Genomic DNA, 20383 nt, shown 5'->3' with positions numbered 1-20383 from the left:
AAAAGTAAAGTGTTGCTCATCCAGAGCAAACGTGTCTGTGTAAATATAGATGAAAGCACTTCAAAAACGAAATAAGTGCCGTAATAGTTTAACCAATAATTTAAAAAATCATGAAAAAATTAGTTTTTATTTTAACCACATTCTTAGCCTTAACATTTAACCAAACAGCAACTGCTCAGGGCACATTAGTAGATGTAGCTGTAGGAAATGAAGATTTTTCAACTTTAGTAGCCGCTTTAAAAGCAGCAGATTTAGTAGAAGCTTTACAAGGAGATGGACCATTTACCGTATTTGCACCAACAAACGATGCTTTTGCTAAAATCGATAAAGATGCTTTAGCAAATTTATTAAAGCCAGAAAACAAATCTACATTAGCAAATATATTAACGTACCACGTTATCCCTTCAAAATTAATGGCTAGCGATGTTGTTGCTGCATTGAAAAAAGGAGACGGAAAAGTAGAGGTGAAAGCTTTAAACGGAGCGGTATTAACTGTAATGTCTAAAGACGGAAAAATCTGGTTGAAAGACGAAGCAGGAAATTACAGTGAAATTACTGCAACAGATGTCACAGCTGACAATGGCGTGATTCATGTTATCGATACTGTAGTAATGCCTAAATAATGAGTTTTTAGTTTATAATAGTGTTAGTTATGAGCATTATTACATAGTTATTAATTATGTTTTGGTTGATTGATGATGATTGATTAATAGCGACGCGATTTTAGAGATAAAATTGCTATGAACGGAAAAGCACTTACATTGCGGTAAGTGCTTTTTTAGTACATATCTTATTTATAACATTCAATAAAAAATAAAACCTTATGAAAACACTGATTTTAATATGTTGTCTTTCATTGTTTACACAATTTAATATGGAAGCCCAAGCAGAACTTGAACTAGAAGCTTCACAAAGCATGTGCATAACAGGAAAGGGTGAAGGTCAAGATGGTGCTATAAACCCATTTTACGGACAGAATTCTTTTGCAATAGTCGAAAATATAGGCGAAAAAGAATTCTCTATTAGAGTTCAACAAAAGGGAAAAATCATTAAAACTATAGCGATTAAAAAAGGGGAGACAAAACGAGTGACCCTCTTAATTGGTTATGAGCTCTATTTCGATACCGAGGCTAAAGCAAAGGCAAAAGTTTTATTTGAAAAGATGACTGATTGATTCAATGCATTGAAAAATCCAAGCTCATCTTAATAATAAAAAAAGCACTTACATCTCTGTAAGTGCTTTTTTTATTTCATATGAATTCTAATCTAGTTCACTACTGGCAGATGGCTATAGTTTTTACTATAAGTCAACATCTGTTGTGGGAAACCTTCTGGTTGTGTTACGTTGATTGCTGTAATTTCACCTTCATCATTCATTTCTGGTACTAAAACCGGATTTACAAAACCGCTATATGGTGCAGATGTAAATTGCTTATTACGTTCTAAAACCTCAGCATGAAGTGCCCGATCTACTTTTACTCCATAACCTTCAACTAAAGCCTCACAAGCTGCGTAATCACCTTCGGATTTAATTCGTTGTGTTTCTCGTAATAGCTGTCCAAAAAGCTCATGTAACTTATCGTAATCATTAATATTATAATAGGTTTTTCCGTCTCTGGTCACCTTCTCAATAACGTTCTCCTTCTTTCCTTGCTCATAAGCCCAAGCTGAAACCCATTGTCTGTTTCGCATGTGTGCTTCTTCCACATCATCTCCAAGATTCAATCGGATCAACTGACCCATCATCCCGTTTCTAATGTAACCATCGTATGCAGCCATACCTACTTTTTTCCAATCCTCTACTAAGCCTAACTCTTGTAGTTTAGAATCGTACAAATAATACAGACCTACTAAATCTGCACGGCCTTCTTCTAAAGTAGATGCATAATTCTTCAACGTTTCTTTAGTCTCACCAACACCAGGATTTAATTGCCCTGATGCATGACCAATAACTTCGTGCAATGCTGTATGTAATTTATCCGCAAGTTGTCCATAGGTTTCTTCTAATTCATATTCTTCATCATCATGAACGAATTCTTTTAAACGCCCTGAGCTTCCTGCATTGTTATAGGCGTTGATGATGTTTCCTAATGATACTGACTTACTTCCTACTTCGGCTCTAATCCAGTTTGCGTTTGGCAAATTCACACCAATTGGTGTACTTGGAGAGGCATCACCAGCTTCGCCAGCAACATTCACCACTTTATACGTTACACCAACAACATTCGCTTTTTTGTGTGCGTCCATTAATGGAGAATTATCTTCAAACCATTGTGCATTCTCAGAAAGTACAGCCATTTTTTTAGACATATCAAAATCATTGATTTGTACAATCGTTTCGTAAGAACCTCTATAACCTAATGGATCGTTATACACTTCGATAAAACTATTAATGTAATCGACATTACCAGCCGTTGCTGCTGTCCATGCCACATTGTAATCATCCCAAGTTTGTAAATCTCCTGTTTTGTAATATTCAATTAACAAACCTATAGCATCACCTTGTTCCTTATTTTCGGCAACACCTTGTGCTTTTTCTAACCACTTAACCACCTCATCAATTGCAGAACCATAAAGTCCTCCAGATTTATAAACACGTTCTTTTAAAACTCCGTTTTCTTTAACCAATTGAGAATTTAATCCATAAGACAAAGGGCGTTTTGGATCTGGTGATGTTTTAGCTTTGTAGAAACTTTCAACATCAGCATTGGTGACATTTGGTCCGTAAAAATTCACTGCAGATAAAGCGACATTATCAACTCCTTTGGCTTGGTTTACTTTTTTAGCATCTTTGTCGTTAAAAATAACATCAAAAGCTTCACCTTCTAGTTTTGTGTTGGTTGCAGCGAGTAATTCATTTAAATAGTCTGCATTAAATTCTGGCTTCAACTTATCATTAGAATAATGGTGGTGAATACCATTACTAAACCATACACGCTTTAAATAGACTTCAAAAGCTTTCCAATTATCCGATGATTTGTCTCCGCTGTAATTCGTATATATGTTTTCTAAAGCTTCTCTAATCTTAAGATTGTGTCTGTAGTTTTGATCCCACATCATATCGCGACCTGCCAAACCAGCTTCAGTAAGATAGTATACTAATTTTTGTTCTTTTAGACTCAGGTTGTCCCAACCTGGAATTTGGTAGCGTAAAATTTTAATATCTGCGAATTGCTCAACATTATAGTCGAACTTAGTTTCGGACATTTTCTTGGTTCCATCAATGGCAATTTCTTTGCTTTCATCTTTACAAGACAAAGCAAATACTGCAATAAGACAGATGGCGAAGATTGATTTTAATTTCATGAGTTAGTACATTTTATTGAGTTATATACAAAGGTAATATTTATATAACATATCATAAAATTACTATCTTTGATAAACAACTAATATATCAATCATGAAAATCCTAAAGTACATTCTATTGCTACTGTTAATCCTCATTATAGGATTATCCATTTATGTTGCTGTACAACCCAATGATTATAAATTTAGCCGAAGCCGAACTATTGAAGCTCCAGTAAGCATGATTTATGACAAGGTTAATGATTTTAAACAATGGCCAGAATTTTCCCCGTGGTTAGAACAAGATAAAGACGCTACACTAACCTATTCAGATAACACCGTCGGAAAAGACGCTGGTTATAGCTGGATTGGTGAGATATTAGGTGAAGGCTCAATGACGACTCTTGAGGCAGATGCAAATACTGCTATTTCTCAAAAAATTGAATTCATTAAACCTTTTGAAGCGAATGCTGATATAGACTGGACTTTTGAACCTTCGGACGAGGGCACTAAAGTGACTTGGCATATGGAAGGAAAGCAAGACTTTATCACTAAATTGTTTACAACATTTACCGGTTCTATTGAGTCTGAAACAGGACCCGATTTTGAACGCGGTTTATTTAAACTAGATAGTGTTGTACAGGCTGAAATGAAAGTGTATAGCATCAACGTTGAAGGTGTGACTCAACACAGTGGAGGGTATTATCTTTATAATACAATGTCTTGCAAATTCAGTGATTTTGAAAAAAATATGAAAGAAATGCTTCCTAAGGTTGGAGCCTACGCGATATCAAATAATGTAACCATGGCTGGACCTCCTTTTATACTATATCATAAGTGGGACGAAGAAAACGATGCGGTTATATTTTCGTGTGCTATACCAACCAACTCCAAAATTGTTTCTAATGAGCCTGAAATATTAACAGGTAAATTAGAATCTTTTAGAGCGGTAAAAACAGTCCTAAAAGGTGATTACGCCAATCTAAAAGAAGCTTGGGAAACCTCTATGAAATATATTGCTGATAACAATCTGGAAATGATTGAAGCTGGTCCAATGCTAGAAACTTATATTTCAGATCCTATGAGCAAACCAAATCCTGCTGAATGGATTACTGAAATTTATGTGGCAGTAAGATAGATATTCCTTTCTATCACATCGAGCGTAGTCGAGATGCTATTATATGAAATCAGTTCTCGACTATGATCGAACTGACAGTTAAACATTCTGTAGTGGAATAAAAATATATGAAACAACTCTTATTAGTCTTTATTGGTGGTGGTTTTGGAAGTGCCTTACGTTTTATCATAGGCAAATGGCTTAATAATTCTGAAACCGGAATTCCTTACGGTACGTTTGCTGCCAACATTGTAGGAAGTTTACTTATCGGAATCATACTTGGTTTAGCGGCAAAAAATGAAACCCTATCTCAAAGTCAAACATTACTTTTAGCAACAGGTTTTTGTGGTGGGTTTACCACGTTTTCAACCTTTGCTTATGAAAACCATGTGTTTTTAAAATCTGGTGACTTTACCAGTTTTGCACTTTATACGATTGCTAGTTTTGTAATTGGGTTTTTGGCGGTATTCTTAGGACTATATTTATTTAAAGCTTAGTGTTTTTTGAATGCTTTGACACCAGCTTCAATTTCTGTTGGTAAATAATTTTCTCTAGGTACAATCGGACATGAGTACTTTTCGTTGTACGCACAAAACGGATTATAAGCGGTATTAAAATCTATAACAATTGTATCACCATCTGGAATACGTAGACCTATATAACGGCCACCTCCATAAGAAGTCGAACCATTAGTATCATCTAAAAAAGGAAGAAATAAATAATCTTCGTAGCCCTCAGTAGTCATTAAATCTTTTCCTTGGTAAACATTTAGCTTAAAAGATTGTCCTTTTAATTCGAAACTCAATATTCCGAAAACACGTTCTTTTGTGAGTCTGTCAGTTGTGGTTTTCATATTAAACCACTCTGAATCCGGAGTACGCTTTAAAGTGGCATTTACAACATAGGTCGAATCAAACTTAAAAAAATCTAGGCCTGTAAATGTCTTTCTATCCTTATCTTTTAAGGGTGACTTTGTGGCATCCTTAAAATCTGCATTCTGTTCTTTTTGCCATTCGGTTTCGCCAACAATCGTCTTTTTTTCTTGAGCACAACTCACCGAAAAGACCAATAAAATAAGTAATACCAAATTCTTCATTTCAAATTATTTGAGGTTTCAAAAATACGACTTAAGATTTTTTATTGTAGCTTTGAATCAATTATTAGATAAAATAATGTTACAAACAATTAGATATACAAAGCAAACCTGTGTTATTTCTTCGGAAAACATTCGGACGCATTATCTATTGTAGCTATACACATATACTATTAAACAATATTTAAAAGTCCGACGTTAACGTCGGACTTTTTATTTTTAGTGAAGTTCTTAATTCAAAAGTTTACGCATTGAATTATGATAACTGAACTAATCCTGATGAAAATCAGGATCTAATCCTTAAAACCAATGCGTAATGAAAAAACTATACACAAATTACATAGAGTCATTTAAAGACCTATCGAAAGAAATTTGGTATCTCTCCTTTATAAGCTTAGTGAATAGAGCTGGCACTATGGTTATACCTTTTCTATCCTTATATCTTAAAAAAGATATGGGTCTTTCAGAAGTTGATATCGGTACTATTTTTGCCTTCTTTGGCATTGGCTCAGTTATTGGGTCATGGTTAGGAGGCAAACTAACAGATATCTTAGGTTTTTATAAAGTAATGGTGGCTAGTCTTTTCTTAACAGGCTTGTGCTTTATTGCTTTACAGTACATTGACTCATTTTGGGGATTTTGTATAGGCATTTTAGTTACTATGTCTATTGCAGACACTTTTAGACCAGCAATTTTTGTAGCTATAAAAGGCTACAGTAAACCAGAAAACCAAACAAGATCTGTTGGCTTAATTAGACTAGCAATTAATGCAGGTATGGGAATCGGTCCAACACTTGCTGGATTAATTATCGTTATTAAAGGTTATAACTTATTATTCTGGATTGATGGTTTAACATGCATAATTGCTATAATTCTATTTAGCTATCTGGTAAAAGATCCCAAAGTAAAACCTGCAGAGATCCGAAATGAGTATAAAAACTTAGATAAAAACGTTGTATACAAGGACACTTCGTTCTGGATTCACTCTTTTATTTGTTTTCTTTTCGGAATGGCATTTTTCCAGCTATTTACTACAATTCCTTTGTACTACGATGAAGTATTCCATCTAAATGAGTTTAAAATAGGACTCGTTCTATTTCTTAATGTAGCCATAATTGTAGTTTTTGAAATGCCTTTTCTAAATTTTTTGGAGAAGCAAATAATTCCTGTTACTAAATATATAATGATGTCTTGTATTTTACTCTCAATAAGCTTTTTGGTTTTGTATCAAAACTTTTGGACGGGTATTTTAATCTTAAGCATGGTACTAATGACATTAAGTGAGATGCTGGGATTTCCTTACACTAACAGATTTGCCCTTAGCAGAGCTAAAGAAGGTTTAGAAGGAAGCTACATGGCTCTGTATTCAATGTCATTTTCATTGGCCCATATCTTTAGTCCAAAAATAGGTTTAAGCATAATCTATAAATATGGATATCAAGTCAATTGGTTGGTAACAGCTGGTTATGGGTTACTAGGAGTTATATTATCATATTGGTTATATCATAGAGTAAAAAAAGAAAAATCATGAATCTAAATCAAGTTACTATATCGTCTTTAAATGTTACAAAATCAACAACATTTTATCAAACACTAGGCTTAAACTTAATTGTTGATGCCTTACCAAGATATGTTCGATTAGAATGTCCTGATGGAGAATCAACATTTTCAATATCGAAGGTAGAGGAACTTCCGATAGGAAATAAAATCACTTTATATTTTGAAGTTGAAAATCTTTCTAAAACGGTTTCAGACTTAAAACAAAAAGGTATTACTTTTAATACCGAAATTACTGAGCAACCTTGGCTGTGGACTGATATACATTTAAGCGATCCTGATGGACATGAGATTATCATTTACCATGCAGGAAAAAACAGAAAGAATCCACCTTGGCGAATTAATTAAAGTAAAAAATGAATACCTCTAATACAGACATTATAATAATTGGAGCAGGTCCAATAGGAATAGCCTGTGCTTTAGAATGCAAAAAAAGAGATTGGAATTATACGGTTATTGAAAAAGGTTCTTTAACCAATTCTTTATTCAATTATCCTTTGAATATGACGTTTTTCTCAACTTCTGAGAAATTAGAAATTGATGATATCCCTTTTATTAGTAACAATCCTAAACCCAATAGAAATGAGGCTTTAGAATATTACAGAAGAGTAACGACTTCTAATGATTTAAATATTAAGTTATATGAAAAGGTAAATTCAATTCAGCAAAATAATGGTGGTTTTGAAGTCATTACCGATGCGGCAACCTATAATTCTAAAAAGGTAATTATTGCCACAGGATTTTATGACATTCCTAAATTGTTGAATGTACCCGGAGAAGACTTACCTACAGTATCGCATTACTACAAAGAAGCGCACCCATATACCTTACAAAATATCGCTGTGGTTGGTGCTAGTAATTCGTCCGTTGATGCCGCTTTAGAAATTTATAGAAAAGGTGGACATGTTACCATGATTGTGAGAGGTGATACTATCGGAGAACGCGTAAAATATTGGGTGCGACCAGATATTTTAAATAGAATTGAAGAAGGTAGTATTAAAGCTTATTTTAATTCTGAAATAAAAGAGATTCAACCTGAAACGATAATTGTAAAAACCCCAAAAGGTGAAATCACTATTCCGAATGACTATGTTATTGCGTTGACAGGCTACCGACCAAATTTTGAATTTTTAAAACAATCTGGAATCACATTTTCGAATGATGAAAAACAAAAACCCAGTTATAATCCTGAAACGATGGAATCTAATGTTGAAGGCCTTTATTTAGCTGGAGTAATTTGTGGTGGCATGGAAACTCATAAATGGTTTATTGAAAATTCAAGAATTCATGCTAAGATCATTACAAATCATATTGAAACTGAATTAATAAAATGAAAAAATTAGTATTACTTTCTACACTATTAATAATTTTGAGTTGCAAAGATTCTCAAGAAACAAAGCCTCTCGACTATGCTCGAGATGACATTGTTATTAAACAATTTCCTGAGTTAGAACCCAATAGATACAATGTTGCCTTTCTTATTATGGATGGAGTTTATAACACCGAATTGACTGCGCCTTATGATATCTTTCAACACACCATATTTAGAGATAACATAAAAGCCATGAATGTATTTACAGTGGCGAATACAGATAATCCAATTACAACTTTTGAAGGTATGCGACTATTGCCAGATTTTAATTATATGACAGATGCATTGCCAAAGATTGACATTTTGGTTGTACCAAGTGCAGAACATCATTTAGATACAGATCTAGAGGATGAAGTAATGTTAGATTTTGTTAGAGGCGTAGATAAAGAAGCACAGTTTATCACATCACATTGTGATGGAGCATTTGTTTTGGCTAAAGCCGGACTTTTAGACAATGTAGTTTCTACGACTTTTCCAAGTGATATAGACGCGATGCGAGACATGTTTCCAAATCTTGATATCAGAAAAGATGTCCTTTTTGTACATGATGGAAAATACATTACCTCAGCCGGTGGAGCTAAATCTTTTGAAGCAGCTCTTTATTTAAGCGAATATCTATACGGAAAAGCCATTGCTGAATCTTTAGCTGGTGGCTTAGTTATTGACTGGAAACTTGAAGATGTTCCACATTTAATTATTGAATAAATTTTAATGCGTATTTTTAGGAAACTAACCATCCAAAATACGATTCATGACATTTAAAATTCTAAGTCTCTGCTTTATTTTTTCAATAGTTTCACTATCTAATTCCAATTCTCAAAATGAAACTTCAGGTGAAGGTCCGTTTTCGCAGCTTATAATTCGTGGAGTTACCTTAATCAATGGTGATGGTTCACCACCAAGAGGACCTATTGATATCGTGGTTGAGAACAATATCATTACGAAAATACAAGTTGTTGGATATCCTAGTGTAGAAATCAATGATAGTCGTAGACCCAAGCTAAAATTGGGTGGTAAAGAATTAGATGCAAATGGCATGTACATATTACCTGGTTTTATAGATATGCATGGACATATTGGTGGTGTAGCTCAAGGGGCTGATTGGGATTATGTCTTTAAACTATGGATGGCACATGGCATCACAACCATTAGAGAACCTAGTGGAAGAAGTATTGATTGGACGCTAGATTTAAAAAAGAAAAGTGAGAAAAACGAAATTGTCGCCCCTCGCATTTTTGCCTATACAGGATTTGGGCAAACTACTAAAAACTTTAACCCATTAAATGATGCACCTATTTCGACTCCTGAAGCTGCCCGCGAATGGGTAAGAGCAAACGCCAAACTCGGTGCCGACGGCATTAAATTTTTCGGTGCTGAACCCGAAATTATGGAAGCTGCTCTTGATGAAAATAAAAAATTAGGTCTTGGTTCAGCATGCCATCATGCGCAACTTAGTGTAGCGCGTTGGAATGTTTTGCATTCTGCCAGAGCAGGTTTAACTTCTATGGAACATTGGTATGGATTACCTGAGGCCTTGTTTGAAGATAGAACCATACAGAATTACCCTTTAGATTATAATTACCAAAATGAACAACATCGCTTTGAAGAAGCTGGTAAACTATGGCAACAAGCTGCCAAGCCACACTCAGAACATTGGAATAAGGTAATGAATGAATTATTAGATTTAGATTTTACTTTAGATCCTACATTTAATATTTATGAGGCGAGTCGTGATTTGCATCGTGCAAGACGGGCAGAATGGCATGAAGATTATACGTTACCATCGCTCTGGAAATTCTATGAACCTAGTAAAATAAGTCATGGTAGTTATTGGCATTATTGGGGAACTGAACAAGAAATAGAATGGAAAAAGAACTACCAACTATGGATGACTTTTATAAATGAATATAAAAATAGAGGTGGTCGTGTTACTGCAGGTTCAGATTCTGGGTTTATTTATCAACTCTATGGTTTTGCATATGTTCGGGAATTAGAGCTACTTCGCGAAGCTGGTTTTCATCCTTTAGAAGTGATCAGAGCAGCGACACTCAATGGAGCTGAAGCTTTGGGTTGGGATGATAAAATTGGAAGTATTCAAATTGGTAAACTTGCTGACTTTGTTATTGTAGAAGAAAACCCATTAAAAAACTTAAAAGCATTGTATGGCACTGGAGCCATTAAGCTTACTGATGATAATAAAGTAGTTCGTGTTGGTGGTGTTAAATACACTATTAAAGACGGTATTATTTATGATGCAAAACAATTATTATCTGAAGTTAAAGCTATGGTAGATGCGGAAAAGGCTAAAACTAACTGGAACTTAAATCAACCTGGTGTAAAAAACTAATGTTTATCAATCAATGGCTTAATTTCACTGTGTTTTACCACTTGAGACAACACAATTTGTGTCTTGGTTTCACCATAGCTAATTAATTGGTCAATAAATGCTTCGAGATGTTTCTGATTTTTGAGTACCACTTCCATTACTATGTTTTCATTTCCAGTAATGCGATAACAATTAACGACTTCATCGTAAGTTTTCACTTTTTCTAAAAACGGTTTTAGCATGCCCATAAATGCGCGCAATGTAATTAAAGCCTTCAATTGATAACCTGCTTTAAAAGGTGATACAAAAGTGGTATATCCCTGAATTATTTCTGCATCTTCCATCTTCTTAATACGCTCACTTACAGCTGGTGAGCTTATTCCAACTCGTTTTCCAATCTCTACATTAGACATGCGAGAATTCTCTTGAAGACACTTTAAAATCTTCCAATTTAGGCTATCTATACTCATTTAAAGAAATTAAGGAATAATAATATAAATATTAAAGCAAATATATTAAATTACTTTAATATTTAAAGTCAATTATCATTTCTAGTGCGTAATTTCGTGTTTATTGCTATTGAAAAATGAATTACAATCTACCATCGCATTTATCTGAATTGCCTGTTTACAAAAAGGCAATGGATATTATTATGCTGTCTCGAAGTATCTCGACGTATTTAAATCCTGATTTATCTTATTTAAATGAAGACGGGACAGAGGATAATGATATTTATTTTTCTGGTGATATTGTTCAGCAGTCTACTAATCTTGCTCCAGAGATTATTAACGCCGAACTTGAGCGTTATTCAGATAAAAAGCATCAACATTTAGAAAGTTTAGATCGCCTAACAACAAGATTATATAGTAATTGTAGAAGACTTGAGCGTTCTAATAGTAATGGAAGAGATTACTTACCTATTCTTAGAGGTGAGCTCAAAAAATTTAAAAAATTACAACGTCATTGGATGATGACTTTGTAAGCATTTATTTCTGCTTAATAAGCTGTGCATTACTCATAAATGCATTTTGATAATTCTTTATTTTAGAATTCAGCTCGTCTGCAATGATTACAAACTGACATTTACTAAGACTTTCAGATAAACGTAAAATATGATTATAAGCATTATTTCTGCCTAAATAATCAGCATCTTCAATGGCGAATAACTGTATTTCACCCAAATGAATACCGTTTAAAAAGTAAAGTTTACTTAATCTTGATGGTGTAGCAATGACAATGTCTTGTCCGTAATACACTTCTTCTTTTTGTTTTTCAATGTCATACTCATCATAAAGCGCATAGACTCTTAAATCAGTGTTTTTGATAAAACGCTCGAATTCTTCTTTTAAAGCTAAAGCATTTTTTTTATCCTTAACAACAATAATTGCTCTTGGCGAATCTTCGAATGCTTTTGCTTTTAACTTATGAATTGTCGCAATTATAAGAGCAGTAGTTTTTCCACTTCCTTTAGATGCAATAACATAGGCATCTGCTCCACCTTTAAGTGTAGGAAGCACTTTTTTCTGAAATGGATTTGAATCTTCAAAACCAGCATTTTCTAGCGATTCTTTTAATATGGGATGTAGTTTCTTAAAGGACATAAATTCAAAAGTATGTATTAAACGATTAAAATTTCAACTTATAGCAATAAACGTACACCACCATAAACATTAGATCCTGCAGCTGGTTCAAAATAACGGCCTCCAAAAGCATTAATTCTAATATTGTCGTTATAAGTTTGGTCTAAAATATTGTTGACGCCTATAAACGGTACTAAGGCAAACTTCTCGAATTTAATCGATTGTTTTAACCTTAAATTTAAAACAGTGTATGCATCATCCTTAACCGAATTACTATCGTTAACATATAACGAACCTACATGACTTCCTTGCAACTGAATAAACAATCCTTTATTAGTATTGTATGTTGAGTTTAAAGACACACGATGCTTCGGAATTGCTGGTAATGCTTTCCCATCAAAAACACCATTACTTGTGGTGTAATCTTCGTATCTAAAATCTGAATAGGTATAACTCGCATTTATTTTAAACTGCTCAGTAAATTTGTTAGTAATGGATAACTCCACACCTTTTCTTTCACTAATTCCCGCATTTCTAAAAAAATCGCCTCCATCTTCTAACTCTAATGGTACAATATCGTTCTTCGTTTTAATGTAGAAAAACACCAATTCAGCTTGTGTATTTTTGTTTTTCAACTTGTAACCGATTTCGTAATTTGTCGCTTTTTGTGCTTCTAAATCTTCGTTAAACCCACCATCAGTAAATGGATTAGAAGACAACTCGTTTAATACTGGTGTTTCAAAACTTGTTGAAATATTTCCAAAAATGTAGTGGTAATCTTTTAGCTTATAATTCGCACCAAAAGATACATTGAAGGCATTTAAATTAATGATGCCTGAATCGTCACCATTGTCTAAAAAGTTATCCTCTGCCTTTAAAACGTTAGAGTCGTAGCGCAAACCTGTGCTTAACAACCAGTTTTTAATTTCTAATTGGTCTAAAACATAGACACCGAAATTGTTAAAAATCTCATTTTGGTCTAACGTTTTATCTCCTTGTTCGCCTTCCAAATTTCTAAAGCGTTGTCTCAAATCATTCTGAAACGCCAACTCGTAACCCAATTGTATTTTGTTAAAAAGATTTTTTTTCTTAGTATGAAAATCAATATTACTACCATGACCAAAATAGTTTCGATCTAAATCTATGACTCCACCAAATTCAAATGGTAATTTTCCATAAAAATCGCGAGTTGCAAAAAACGCATAGGTATTAAACTTTGTCAACTGACTGAATTTATAATTATAATTTGCTCCTATTTTGAATTGCTTAATACTTTCCTCCGTATCAAAATCAACATTACGTTGTCTCGCTTGGCGTCTATCTTCTTTTACAGAGTCTTCATTTAAACTACCTGCATCTTGCGCATAAGGACTATCACTATAATTTAAAACTAAATTTAATTTTGAACGGTTAGAAAATGAATGAAAAATCCTCCCATTAAAATTCGTATTCTTAAAACCTGAAAAATCTCTATAGCCATTAGTTTTTACATGATTAACTTGTAATAAAAAGTTAGTCTTCTCCGTTTTTAATCCGGTACTGAATTGGTATTGTTGCATACCATAATTTCCACCTGTAATCCCAAAATTTACATAGTTTTCATCAACCGTGTCTAAGGTATTTATTGAAATAACACCACCAGAAGCATTACCATATAATACAGAGGACGAGCCTCTAATCACCTCAAGGTTTTTAATTGCTCCAAGGTTTAAATTATCGATTTGTCCTTGTCCGTCTGGCGTGGTTTCTGGGATACCATCCACCATAATTTTTACACCTCTAATACCAAATGAAGACCGTGCACCAAAACCACGAATAGAAACTCGTAAATCTTGAGAATAGTTAGTGGCATTTAAAGCAAATAAACCGGGTACATCAATTAAATAATCATTAAAGCTTAGTTGTTGCCTACTGTTTTGACTTTGTGTAAAGTCTTTGGCAGTAATAGAAGCTGGCAACTTTTCCTTTATAGTTTCAAACTTGTACGATTTTATGATTACTGGCTCTAAAGTTTGAATAATGCTGTCTTTTTGTGCTTGGATTTTTAGTAAGGAACCTATAAGTACAAAAACTAAAAGTGGAAATTTCATTATAGGTTTGAAAATAAAATTTGAGTTGTGAAACTAAATAATTTATTAAACTTTGTATTATTGTGTAATTGATTCTTTCTTCACTTCGTTTTAAAAAGTAGTTCTCTAAGATATTGAGGCGAGCTCAGCATAAGCAATTCGCACAACTTTCGCAGAAAAGCGAAAGTTGGTTCTCTGCTTACATATTCCTCCTATACTGACCACCAACCTCAAATAATGAAGACGTAATCTGACCTAACGAACACACTTTGCATACTTCCATCAAAGCTTCAAAAATATTTTCATTATTAACTGCTTTACTCTGTAAATCTTTTAGCAATTCTTCTGAATCGTGAGCTTTATGTAAATTCTCAAGTGTTTTTATCTGAAATTGTTTTTCTTCTTCCGTCGCTCTGATTACTTCTGCTGGCTGAACTGTTGGTGAGCCCTTACTACTCAAGAAGGTATTAACTCCTATAATTGGAAATTCACCATTATGTTTCAAGGTTTCATAATACAAACTCTCTTCTTGTATTTTAGAACGTTGATACATCGTTTCCATAGCTCCAAGAACTCCACCTCTTTCAGTAATTCTATCAAACTCCACCAAAACAGCTTCCTCTACCAAGTCGGTTAATTCTTCTATTATAAATGCACCTTGAATTGGGTTTTCGTTTTTAGCTAATCCAAGTTCTTTATTGATAATCAATTGAATTGCCATTGCTCTACGAACAGATTCTTCTGTTGGAGTCGTAATCGCTTCATCATAGGCATTGGTATGTAAAGAATTACAATTATCATAAATTGCATATAGTGCCTGAAGCGTTGTACGTATATCATTAAAATCAATTTCTTGAGCATGCAAACTACGTCCAGAAGTTTGGATATGATATTTCAGCATCTGAGCTCTCGGATTTGCACCATACTTATGTTTTAATGCTTTTGCCCAAATCTTACGAGCTACGCGACCAATTACTGCATATTCTGGATCGATTCCATTTGAAAAGAAGAACGATAAGTTTGGTCCAAACTTATTAATATCCATCCCTCTACTTAAGTAATATTCTACATAAGTAAACCCATTGGATAAGGTTAATGCCAATTGAGTAATTGGGTTTGCACCAGCTTCAGCAATATGATAACCCGAAATTGAAACTGAATAGAAATTACGTACATTATTTTCAATAAAATACTCTTGTACATCTCCCATTAAACGTAGCGCGAATTCAGTTGAGAAGATACAAGTATTCTGCGCCTGATCTTCTTTCAAAATATCAGCTTGTACAGTTCCTCTAACTTGTGCAATTGTGTTCTTCTTTATTTCTGAATAAACGTCCGCTGGTAAAACTTGGTCTCCTGTAACACCTAAAAGCATTAAGCCTAGACCATTATTGCCTTCTGGTAATTCTCCACTATACTGAGGACGCTCTTTACCTTTATAAAGCTTAGCAATTTTAGCTTCAACGTCGCCTTCAAGTCCATTTTCTTTAATATAGATTTCGCATTGCTGGTCAATAGCAGCATTCATAAAGAAACCTAATAGCATAGGCGCTGGTCCATTTATGGTCATACTTACTGACGTCATAACGTTTGCTAAATCAAAACCAGAATACAATTTTTTAGCATCATCTAAACAACAGATAGAAACACCTGCGTTTCCTATTTTACCATAAATATCTGGTCTTAAATCTGGGTCATTCCCATAAAGGGTCACACTATCAAAAGCAGTAGAAAGTCTTTTAGCAGGCAAGCCCATACTCACATAGTGAAAACGTTTATTGGTACGTTCTGGTCCACCTTCTCCAGCGAACATCCTTGCTGGATCTTCTCCTGTTCTTTTGAAAGGATATAAACCAGCCGTGTATGGAAATTCCCCTGGCACATTTTCTTGCAAACACCATTTTAAAATATCTCCCCAAGCTTGATACTTTGGTAAAGCTACTTTTGGTATTTGAGTGTGAGAAAGCGATTCTGTATGTGTTTCAATTTTTATCCCTTTATCTCTTACCTTAAACGAATAAATAGGATCTTTATATTTGTTTACCTTTTCATCCCAACCAGTAATGACCTCCCAGTTGTAAGGGTCGAGATCTAGTTTTACACGGTCGAATTCGGCTATCAATAGCTTAAGAAAATCTTGGTTCTCGACTACGCTCGAACTGACAGATGAACTATCTATTCCAGCTTTATCTAATTGTGGCGTTTTATCTAAAACTGATTCAAGCGTCTTATAAATACCGTATAATTTTTGAGCCACCTCAACTTGCTCGTTTGCCTTCTTATCATAAGAACGATTGTTTTCTGCAATCTCGGATAGATAACGTGTTCTATTTGGTGGAATGACAAAAATCTTCTCACTCATTTCATCAGAAATATGAAAAGTAGATTTTAAGTCTGCTTCTGCTTTTTCGACCAACTTATCCATTATTGCTTTATACAGCGTATTCATTCCTGGATCGTTAAATTGAGAAGCAATAGTTCCATAAACAGGTAATTGATCTTGTGGAATATCCCAAAGATTATTATTACGCATATACTGTTTCTTAACGTCGCGTAAGGCATCTAAAGAACCACGTTTATCAAATTTATTGATTGCCACTAAATCAGCAAAATCGAGCATATCGATTTTTTCTAACTGTGTAGCTGCACCAAATTCTGGAGTCATTACATAAAGAGATACATCCGAATGTTCAATGATTTCAGTATCAGATTGTCCGATTCCAGAAGTCTCTAGAATAATTAAATCATATTCAGCTGCTTTTAATACTTCAACAGCTTCATTAACATATTTAGATAAGGCTAAGTTAGATTGACGAGTGGCCAAACTTCGCATGTAAACTCTTGGTGAGTTTATGGCATTCATTCTAATTCTATCACCCAATAAGGCTCCACCTGTTTTTCTTTTTGAAGGGTCTACTGAAACTAAACCAACTGTCTTTTCTGGGAAATCGATTAAAAAGCGTCTTACTAATTCATCTACTAAAGATGATTTACCTGCACCGCCTGTTCCTGTAATACCTAAAACCGGTGTTTTAGAATTCTTATTTTTATTATGAATCTTTTGAAGTGTGTTTTTTGCAACTTCAGGAAAGTTTTCAGCAGAAGAAATAACTCTCGCTATAGCTTTTGGATTTTTCTCTTGAAGCGCATCAACTTCACCATTAAGCTGTTCACCAATTGCAAAGTCAGATTGTTGTACTAAATCATTAATCATACCTTGCAATCCCATCTCTCTTCCGTCATCAGGAGAATAAATTCTGGTAATTCCATAATCCATTAGATCCTTAATCTCTTCAGGAAGAATCACACCACCTCCACCTCCAAAGATTTTAATATGATCAGCGCCTTTTTCCTTGAGCAAATCATACATATACTTAAAATACTCGTTGTGACCTCCTTGATATGATGTTAGAGCTATGGCATTTGCATCTTCTTGTATAGCAGTATTTACAACTTCTTCTACGCTTCTATCATGACCCAAATGAATCACCTCTACACCAGTAGATTGAATTATACGACGCATAATATTAATTGCAGCATCGTGTCCATCGAAGAGTGATGCAGCAGTTACTATACGTACTTTATATTTTGGTTTATAAGGTGCAACTTGTTTCATTCTTAAAAATCTTGCTTATTCAAGGAGCAAATTTAAGGAATATTCAAAAAATTTGAGCAATAATTATTAATTATCTAAAACTTAGAAAATACCAATATGGCTTAGTATTTTATTTAATTTTAGCAAATCATATAAGTTCAATTTTATGAGTAAAATCACACTATTAATTCATTGTAAGGATCAACCAAACATCATTGCTTCGGTTACAAATTTTATTACCAATAACGATGGGAATATTGTTTATATAGACCAGCATGTTGATAGAGAACAAAACATTTTCTTTATGCGATTGGAGTGTGAATTTATTTTAGGTTCCTATACTGCTGAAAAATTTGAAGTACAATTCGAAACTACTTTAGCTGAAAAATTTCAACTAAAATGGCGTATATATGCCGCTGATATTAAGCCTAAAATGGCATTGTTTGTTTCTAAGTATGATCATTGTCTGTATGATATTTTAGGTCGCTACAACTCAGGGGAATTGTTTCTTGAAATTCCTTTTATATTAAGCAATCACCTTGATTTGAAACCTATTGCAGATAGTTTTAAAATTCCTTTTTATCATATACCTATATCAAAAGAGACAAAAGGAGAAGCGGAACAAGAGCAATTAAAACTTCTAGAATTACATAAAGTTGATTTTATCGTTTTAGCAAGATACATGCAAATTGTATCTGAGACATTAATTGATAAGTATCCTAATAAAATCATTAATATCCATCACTCATTTTTACCTGCATTTGTAGGTGCTAAACCATATCATTCGGCTTTTAAACGTGGAGTAAAAATTATTGGAGCTACTAGTCACTACATTACTGAAGAATTAGATGCTGGTCCTATAATAGAACAAGATGTAACGCAAGTTTCGCATTCACATTCCATAAAAGATCTCATCGCTAAAGGACGTGATCTGGAAAAGATTGTTTTATCAAATGCCATTAAGCTACACGCCAACAGAAAAGTAATGGTATATAACAATAAGACAGTGATATTTTCGTAAAAATTTAGATTTACACTTATTTTTTTATCATAAAATTATGTTAATTTTTTATTAATTTTTCTTATATTTATCGCCCTAATTATTTTTATTTAAACTAGTTATCTGCTTAATCATTAGCTTTTATCACCTAACTTAAAGCTAATTGTGACTCTTACTATTTAATATGTGTCTAACTCATACGTGAGATAATTTATCTCGCGCTTTAATTTTAATAACCATTAACTAATTATTTAATTCTTATGAAACAAAAACTATTATTATTAGTCTGCTTTATTGCTGGAATCGGATTTTCTCAAGCGCAAGACTTACCAACTAATCCAGCACCAGGAAAATGTTATGTAAAGTGTATTACAAAAGATGAGTTTAAAGATGTTGAAGAAACTATTCAGACCTATCCTGCGTATACAACTTTAAAGGTTGTACCTGCTACTTACAAAACTGTAGAAGAAAGAGTATTGGTAAAAGAAGCTAGTAAAAAGTTTGTTTATGTACCAGCAACTTACGAAACAGTTGACGTCTCTTATGTTAAGCAAGGAAGCCGTAATGATTTAAAAGTTGTACCTGCTACTTTTGGTAACGACTCTAGAACTTTTGAAATCTACCCTCAAACTTCAGGATGGGAGTATAAAGTATTGGATGATTGTCCTTCTGTAAATAAAGAAGATTGTGTCGCTGCTTGTTTTGTTGAGTATCCAGCTCAATCTACAAGTGTGAGTTACACGACTTTAACTAAAGATGCAAGTACAAATTCTGTACCTGTACCAGAGCAAACAGCGACTTACAAAAAAAGAGTTATAAAAACTCCGGCAAGAATGGATGAAATTGAAATTCCTGCTGAGTATACTACAATTAAGAAAAGAGTAGTAGACACTCCTGCTTCAACAACAACTAACACTATCGCCGCACAATACCAAACTGTAACAAGAACTGTTTTAGATAAAAAAGGTGGTATTACAACATGGGAAGAAGTTGATTGTGAAGTATTAAACGCTACACCAATTCCAGTTTATTACGAATTAGGAAGCGCAAGATTAACTGCTGCATCTAAAAAAGTTATTGATGAGCGTTTACTAACAATTTTAAATGATAAGCCTGTAAACATTGAGATTATGTCTCATACAGATTCTAGAGGTAATGATGATTTTAACCAATCTTTATCTCAACAAAGAGCTAACTCTGTAGTTAACTATTTAGTTTCTAAGGGGATCTCTAGAAGCAGATTATCTGCTAAAGGTTACGGTGAATCTCGTTTAGCTAATAGATGTGCTAACGGAGTTGATTGTTCAGAAAATCAGCATCAACAAAACAGACGTACTGAATTTAGAGTTTTAAGTAACTAAAATTTAGTCTTACGTTTTTAAGATAAAA

Annotated in this window: 18 protein-coding genes; 12 read left to right on the top strand and 6 right to left on the bottom strand. The window is 33.7% G+C overall.

Going from position 1 to position 20383, the window contains the following annotated elements; all coding sequences use genetic code 11:
• Nucleotides 1-110: 110 nt before the first annotated feature.
• Both SJY34_RS15685 and SJY34_RS15680 read left to right on the top strand, forming a co-directional pair.
• Nucleotides 111-623 carry a fasciclin domain-containing protein gene (locus SJY34_RS15685; RefSeq protein WP_400077275.1) on the top strand — a complete coding sequence of 171 codons (513 nt, stop codon included), beginning with the start codon at nt 111-113 and terminating at the stop codon, nt 621-623.
• 200 nt (nt 624-823) lie between these two features.
• On the top strand, nt 824-1174 hold the full coding sequence (locus tag SJY34_RS15680; RefSeq protein ID WP_400077273.1) for a hypothetical protein: 351 nt from the start codon (nt 824-826) through the stop codon (nt 1172-1174).
• 92 nt (nt 1175-1266) lie between these two features.
• Here the strand turns inward: SJY34_RS15680 and SJY34_RS15675 are convergent, their stop codons facing one another.
• Nucleotides 1267-3306 (bottom strand): dipeptidyl-peptidase 3 family protein, encoded by a 2040-nt coding sequence (locus SJY34_RS15675; RefSeq protein ID WP_400077271.1) that lies wholly within the window; start codon nt 3304-3306, stop codon nt 1267-1269.
• A gap of 94 nt (nt 3307-3400) precedes the next feature.
• On the opposite strand from SJY34_RS15675, the gene SJY34_RS15670 reads away from it, so the two are divergent.
• Both SJY34_RS15670 and crcB read left to right on the top strand, forming a co-directional pair.
• Nucleotides 3401-4423, top strand: a complete 1023-nt coding sequence (locus tag SJY34_RS15670) for an SRPBCC family protein (protein WP_400077269.1) — start codon at nt 3401-3403, stop codon at nt 4421-4423.
• A gap of 107 nt (nt 4424-4530) precedes the next feature.
• Entirely contained in the window at nt 4531-4899 is a 369-nt protein-coding gene (crcB, locus tag SJY34_RS15665) for a fluoride efflux transporter CrcB (protein ID WP_400077267.1), read from the top strand.
• On the opposite strand, the gene SJY34_RS15660 is transcribed toward crcB, so the two are convergent.
• Complete coding sequence (locus SJY34_RS15660; RefSeq protein ID WP_400077265.1) at nt 4896-5498, bottom strand: DUF1684 domain-containing protein; 603 nt, start codon at nt 5496-5498, stop codon at nt 4896-4898. The two genes, crcB and SJY34_RS15660, sit on opposite strands and share 4 nt — an antisense overlap.
• A gap of 313 nt (nt 5499-5811) precedes the next feature.
• Between SJY34_RS15660 and SJY34_RS15655 the strand changes: the two genes are divergently transcribed.
• The 5 genes from SJY34_RS15655 to SJY34_RS15635 are packed head-to-tail and all read left to right on the top strand — an operon-like array spanning nt 5812 to nt 10771.
• Nucleotides 5812-7026, top strand: a complete 1215-nt coding sequence (locus tag SJY34_RS15655) for an MDR family MFS transporter (protein WP_400077264.1) — start codon at nt 5812-5814, stop codon at nt 7024-7026.
• On the top strand, nt 7023-7400 hold the full coding sequence (locus SJY34_RS15650; RefSeq protein WP_400077262.1) for a VOC family protein: 378 nt from the start codon (nt 7023-7025) through the stop codon (nt 7398-7400). The genes SJY34_RS15655 and SJY34_RS15650 overlap by 4 nt, the downstream gene beginning before the upstream one ends.
• A gap of 8 nt (nt 7401-7408) precedes the next feature.
• Nucleotides 7409-8386: a YpdA family putative bacillithiol disulfide reductase gene (locus SJY34_RS15645; protein WP_400077260.1), complete on the top strand. Its 978-nt coding sequence runs from the start codon at nt 7409-7411 to the stop codon at nt 8384-8386.
• Nucleotides 8383-9129 carry a DJ-1/PfpI family protein gene (locus SJY34_RS15640; RefSeq protein ID WP_400077258.1) on the top strand — a complete coding sequence of 249 codons (747 nt, stop codon included), beginning with the start codon at nt 8383-8385 and terminating at the stop codon, nt 9127-9129. Before SJY34_RS15645 ends, SJY34_RS15640 begins: the two co-directional genes overlap by 4 nt.
• A gap of 46 nt (nt 9130-9175) precedes the next feature.
• Nucleotides 9176-10771: an amidohydrolase family protein gene (locus SJY34_RS15635; protein ID WP_400077256.1), complete on the top strand. Its 1596-nt coding sequence runs from the start codon at nt 9176-9178 to the stop codon at nt 10769-10771.
• Here SJY34_RS15635 and SJY34_RS15630 read toward each other — a convergent pair.
• Nucleotides 10768-11220, bottom strand: coding sequence for an Lrp/AsnC family transcriptional regulator (locus SJY34_RS15630; protein ID WP_400077254.1), 453 nt, complete (start codon nt 11218-11220; stop codon nt 10768-10770). The two genes, SJY34_RS15635 and SJY34_RS15630, sit on opposite strands and share 4 nt — an antisense overlap.
• Before the next feature lie 116 nt (nt 11221-11336).
• Between SJY34_RS15630 and SJY34_RS15625 the strand changes: the two genes are divergently transcribed.
• Nucleotides 11337-11732: a hypothetical protein gene (locus SJY34_RS15625; RefSeq protein WP_400077253.1), complete on the top strand. Its 396-nt coding sequence runs from the start codon at nt 11337-11339 to the stop codon at nt 11730-11732.
• Between the two features lie 4 nt (nt 11733-11736).
• Here SJY34_RS15625 and SJY34_RS15620 read toward each other — a convergent pair whose 3' ends face one another.
• The 3 genes from SJY34_RS15620 to SJY34_RS15610 form a co-directional block, all read right to left on the bottom strand.
• Nucleotides 11737-12351 (bottom strand): DEAD/DEAH box helicase, encoded by a 615-nt coding sequence (locus SJY34_RS15620; RefSeq protein ID WP_400077251.1) that lies wholly within the window; start codon nt 12349-12351, stop codon nt 11737-11739.
• Nucleotides 12352-12389: 38 nt separating this feature from the next.
• Complete coding sequence (locus tag SJY34_RS15615; protein ID WP_400077249.1) at nt 12390-14420, bottom strand: TonB-dependent receptor family protein; 2031 nt, start codon at nt 14418-14420, stop codon at nt 12390-12392.
• Between the two features lie 178 nt (nt 14421-14598).
• Nucleotides 14599-18015, bottom strand: a complete 3417-nt coding sequence (locus tag SJY34_RS15610) for a methylmalonyl-CoA mutase family protein (RefSeq protein ID WP_400077247.1) — start codon at nt 18013-18015, stop codon at nt 14599-14601.
• A gap of 145 nt (nt 18016-18160) precedes the next feature.
• Between SJY34_RS15610 and purU the strand changes: the two genes are divergently transcribed.
• Both purU and SJY34_RS15600 read left to right on the top strand, forming a co-directional pair.
• On the top strand, nt 18161-19015 hold the full coding sequence (gene purU / locus SJY34_RS15605) for a formyltetrahydrofolate deformylase (RefSeq protein ID WP_400077245.1): 855 nt from the start codon (nt 18161-18163) through the stop codon (nt 19013-19015).
• A 239-nt stretch (nt 19016-19254) separates the two neighbouring features.
• Nucleotides 19255-20355 carry an OmpA family protein gene (locus SJY34_RS15600; protein WP_400077243.1) on the top strand — a complete coding sequence of 367 codons (1101 nt, stop codon included), beginning with the start codon at nt 19255-19257 and terminating at the stop codon, nt 20353-20355.
• Nucleotides 20356-20383: the final 28 nt, after the last annotated feature.

The sequence above is a fragment of the Winogradskyella sp. R77965 genome (assembly GCF_044594915.1).
Classification (GTDB): Bacteria; Bacteroidota; Bacteroidia; order Flavobacteriales; family Flavobacteriaceae; genus Winogradskyella.
This window is presented reverse-complemented; position numbering and strand designations above follow the sequence as displayed.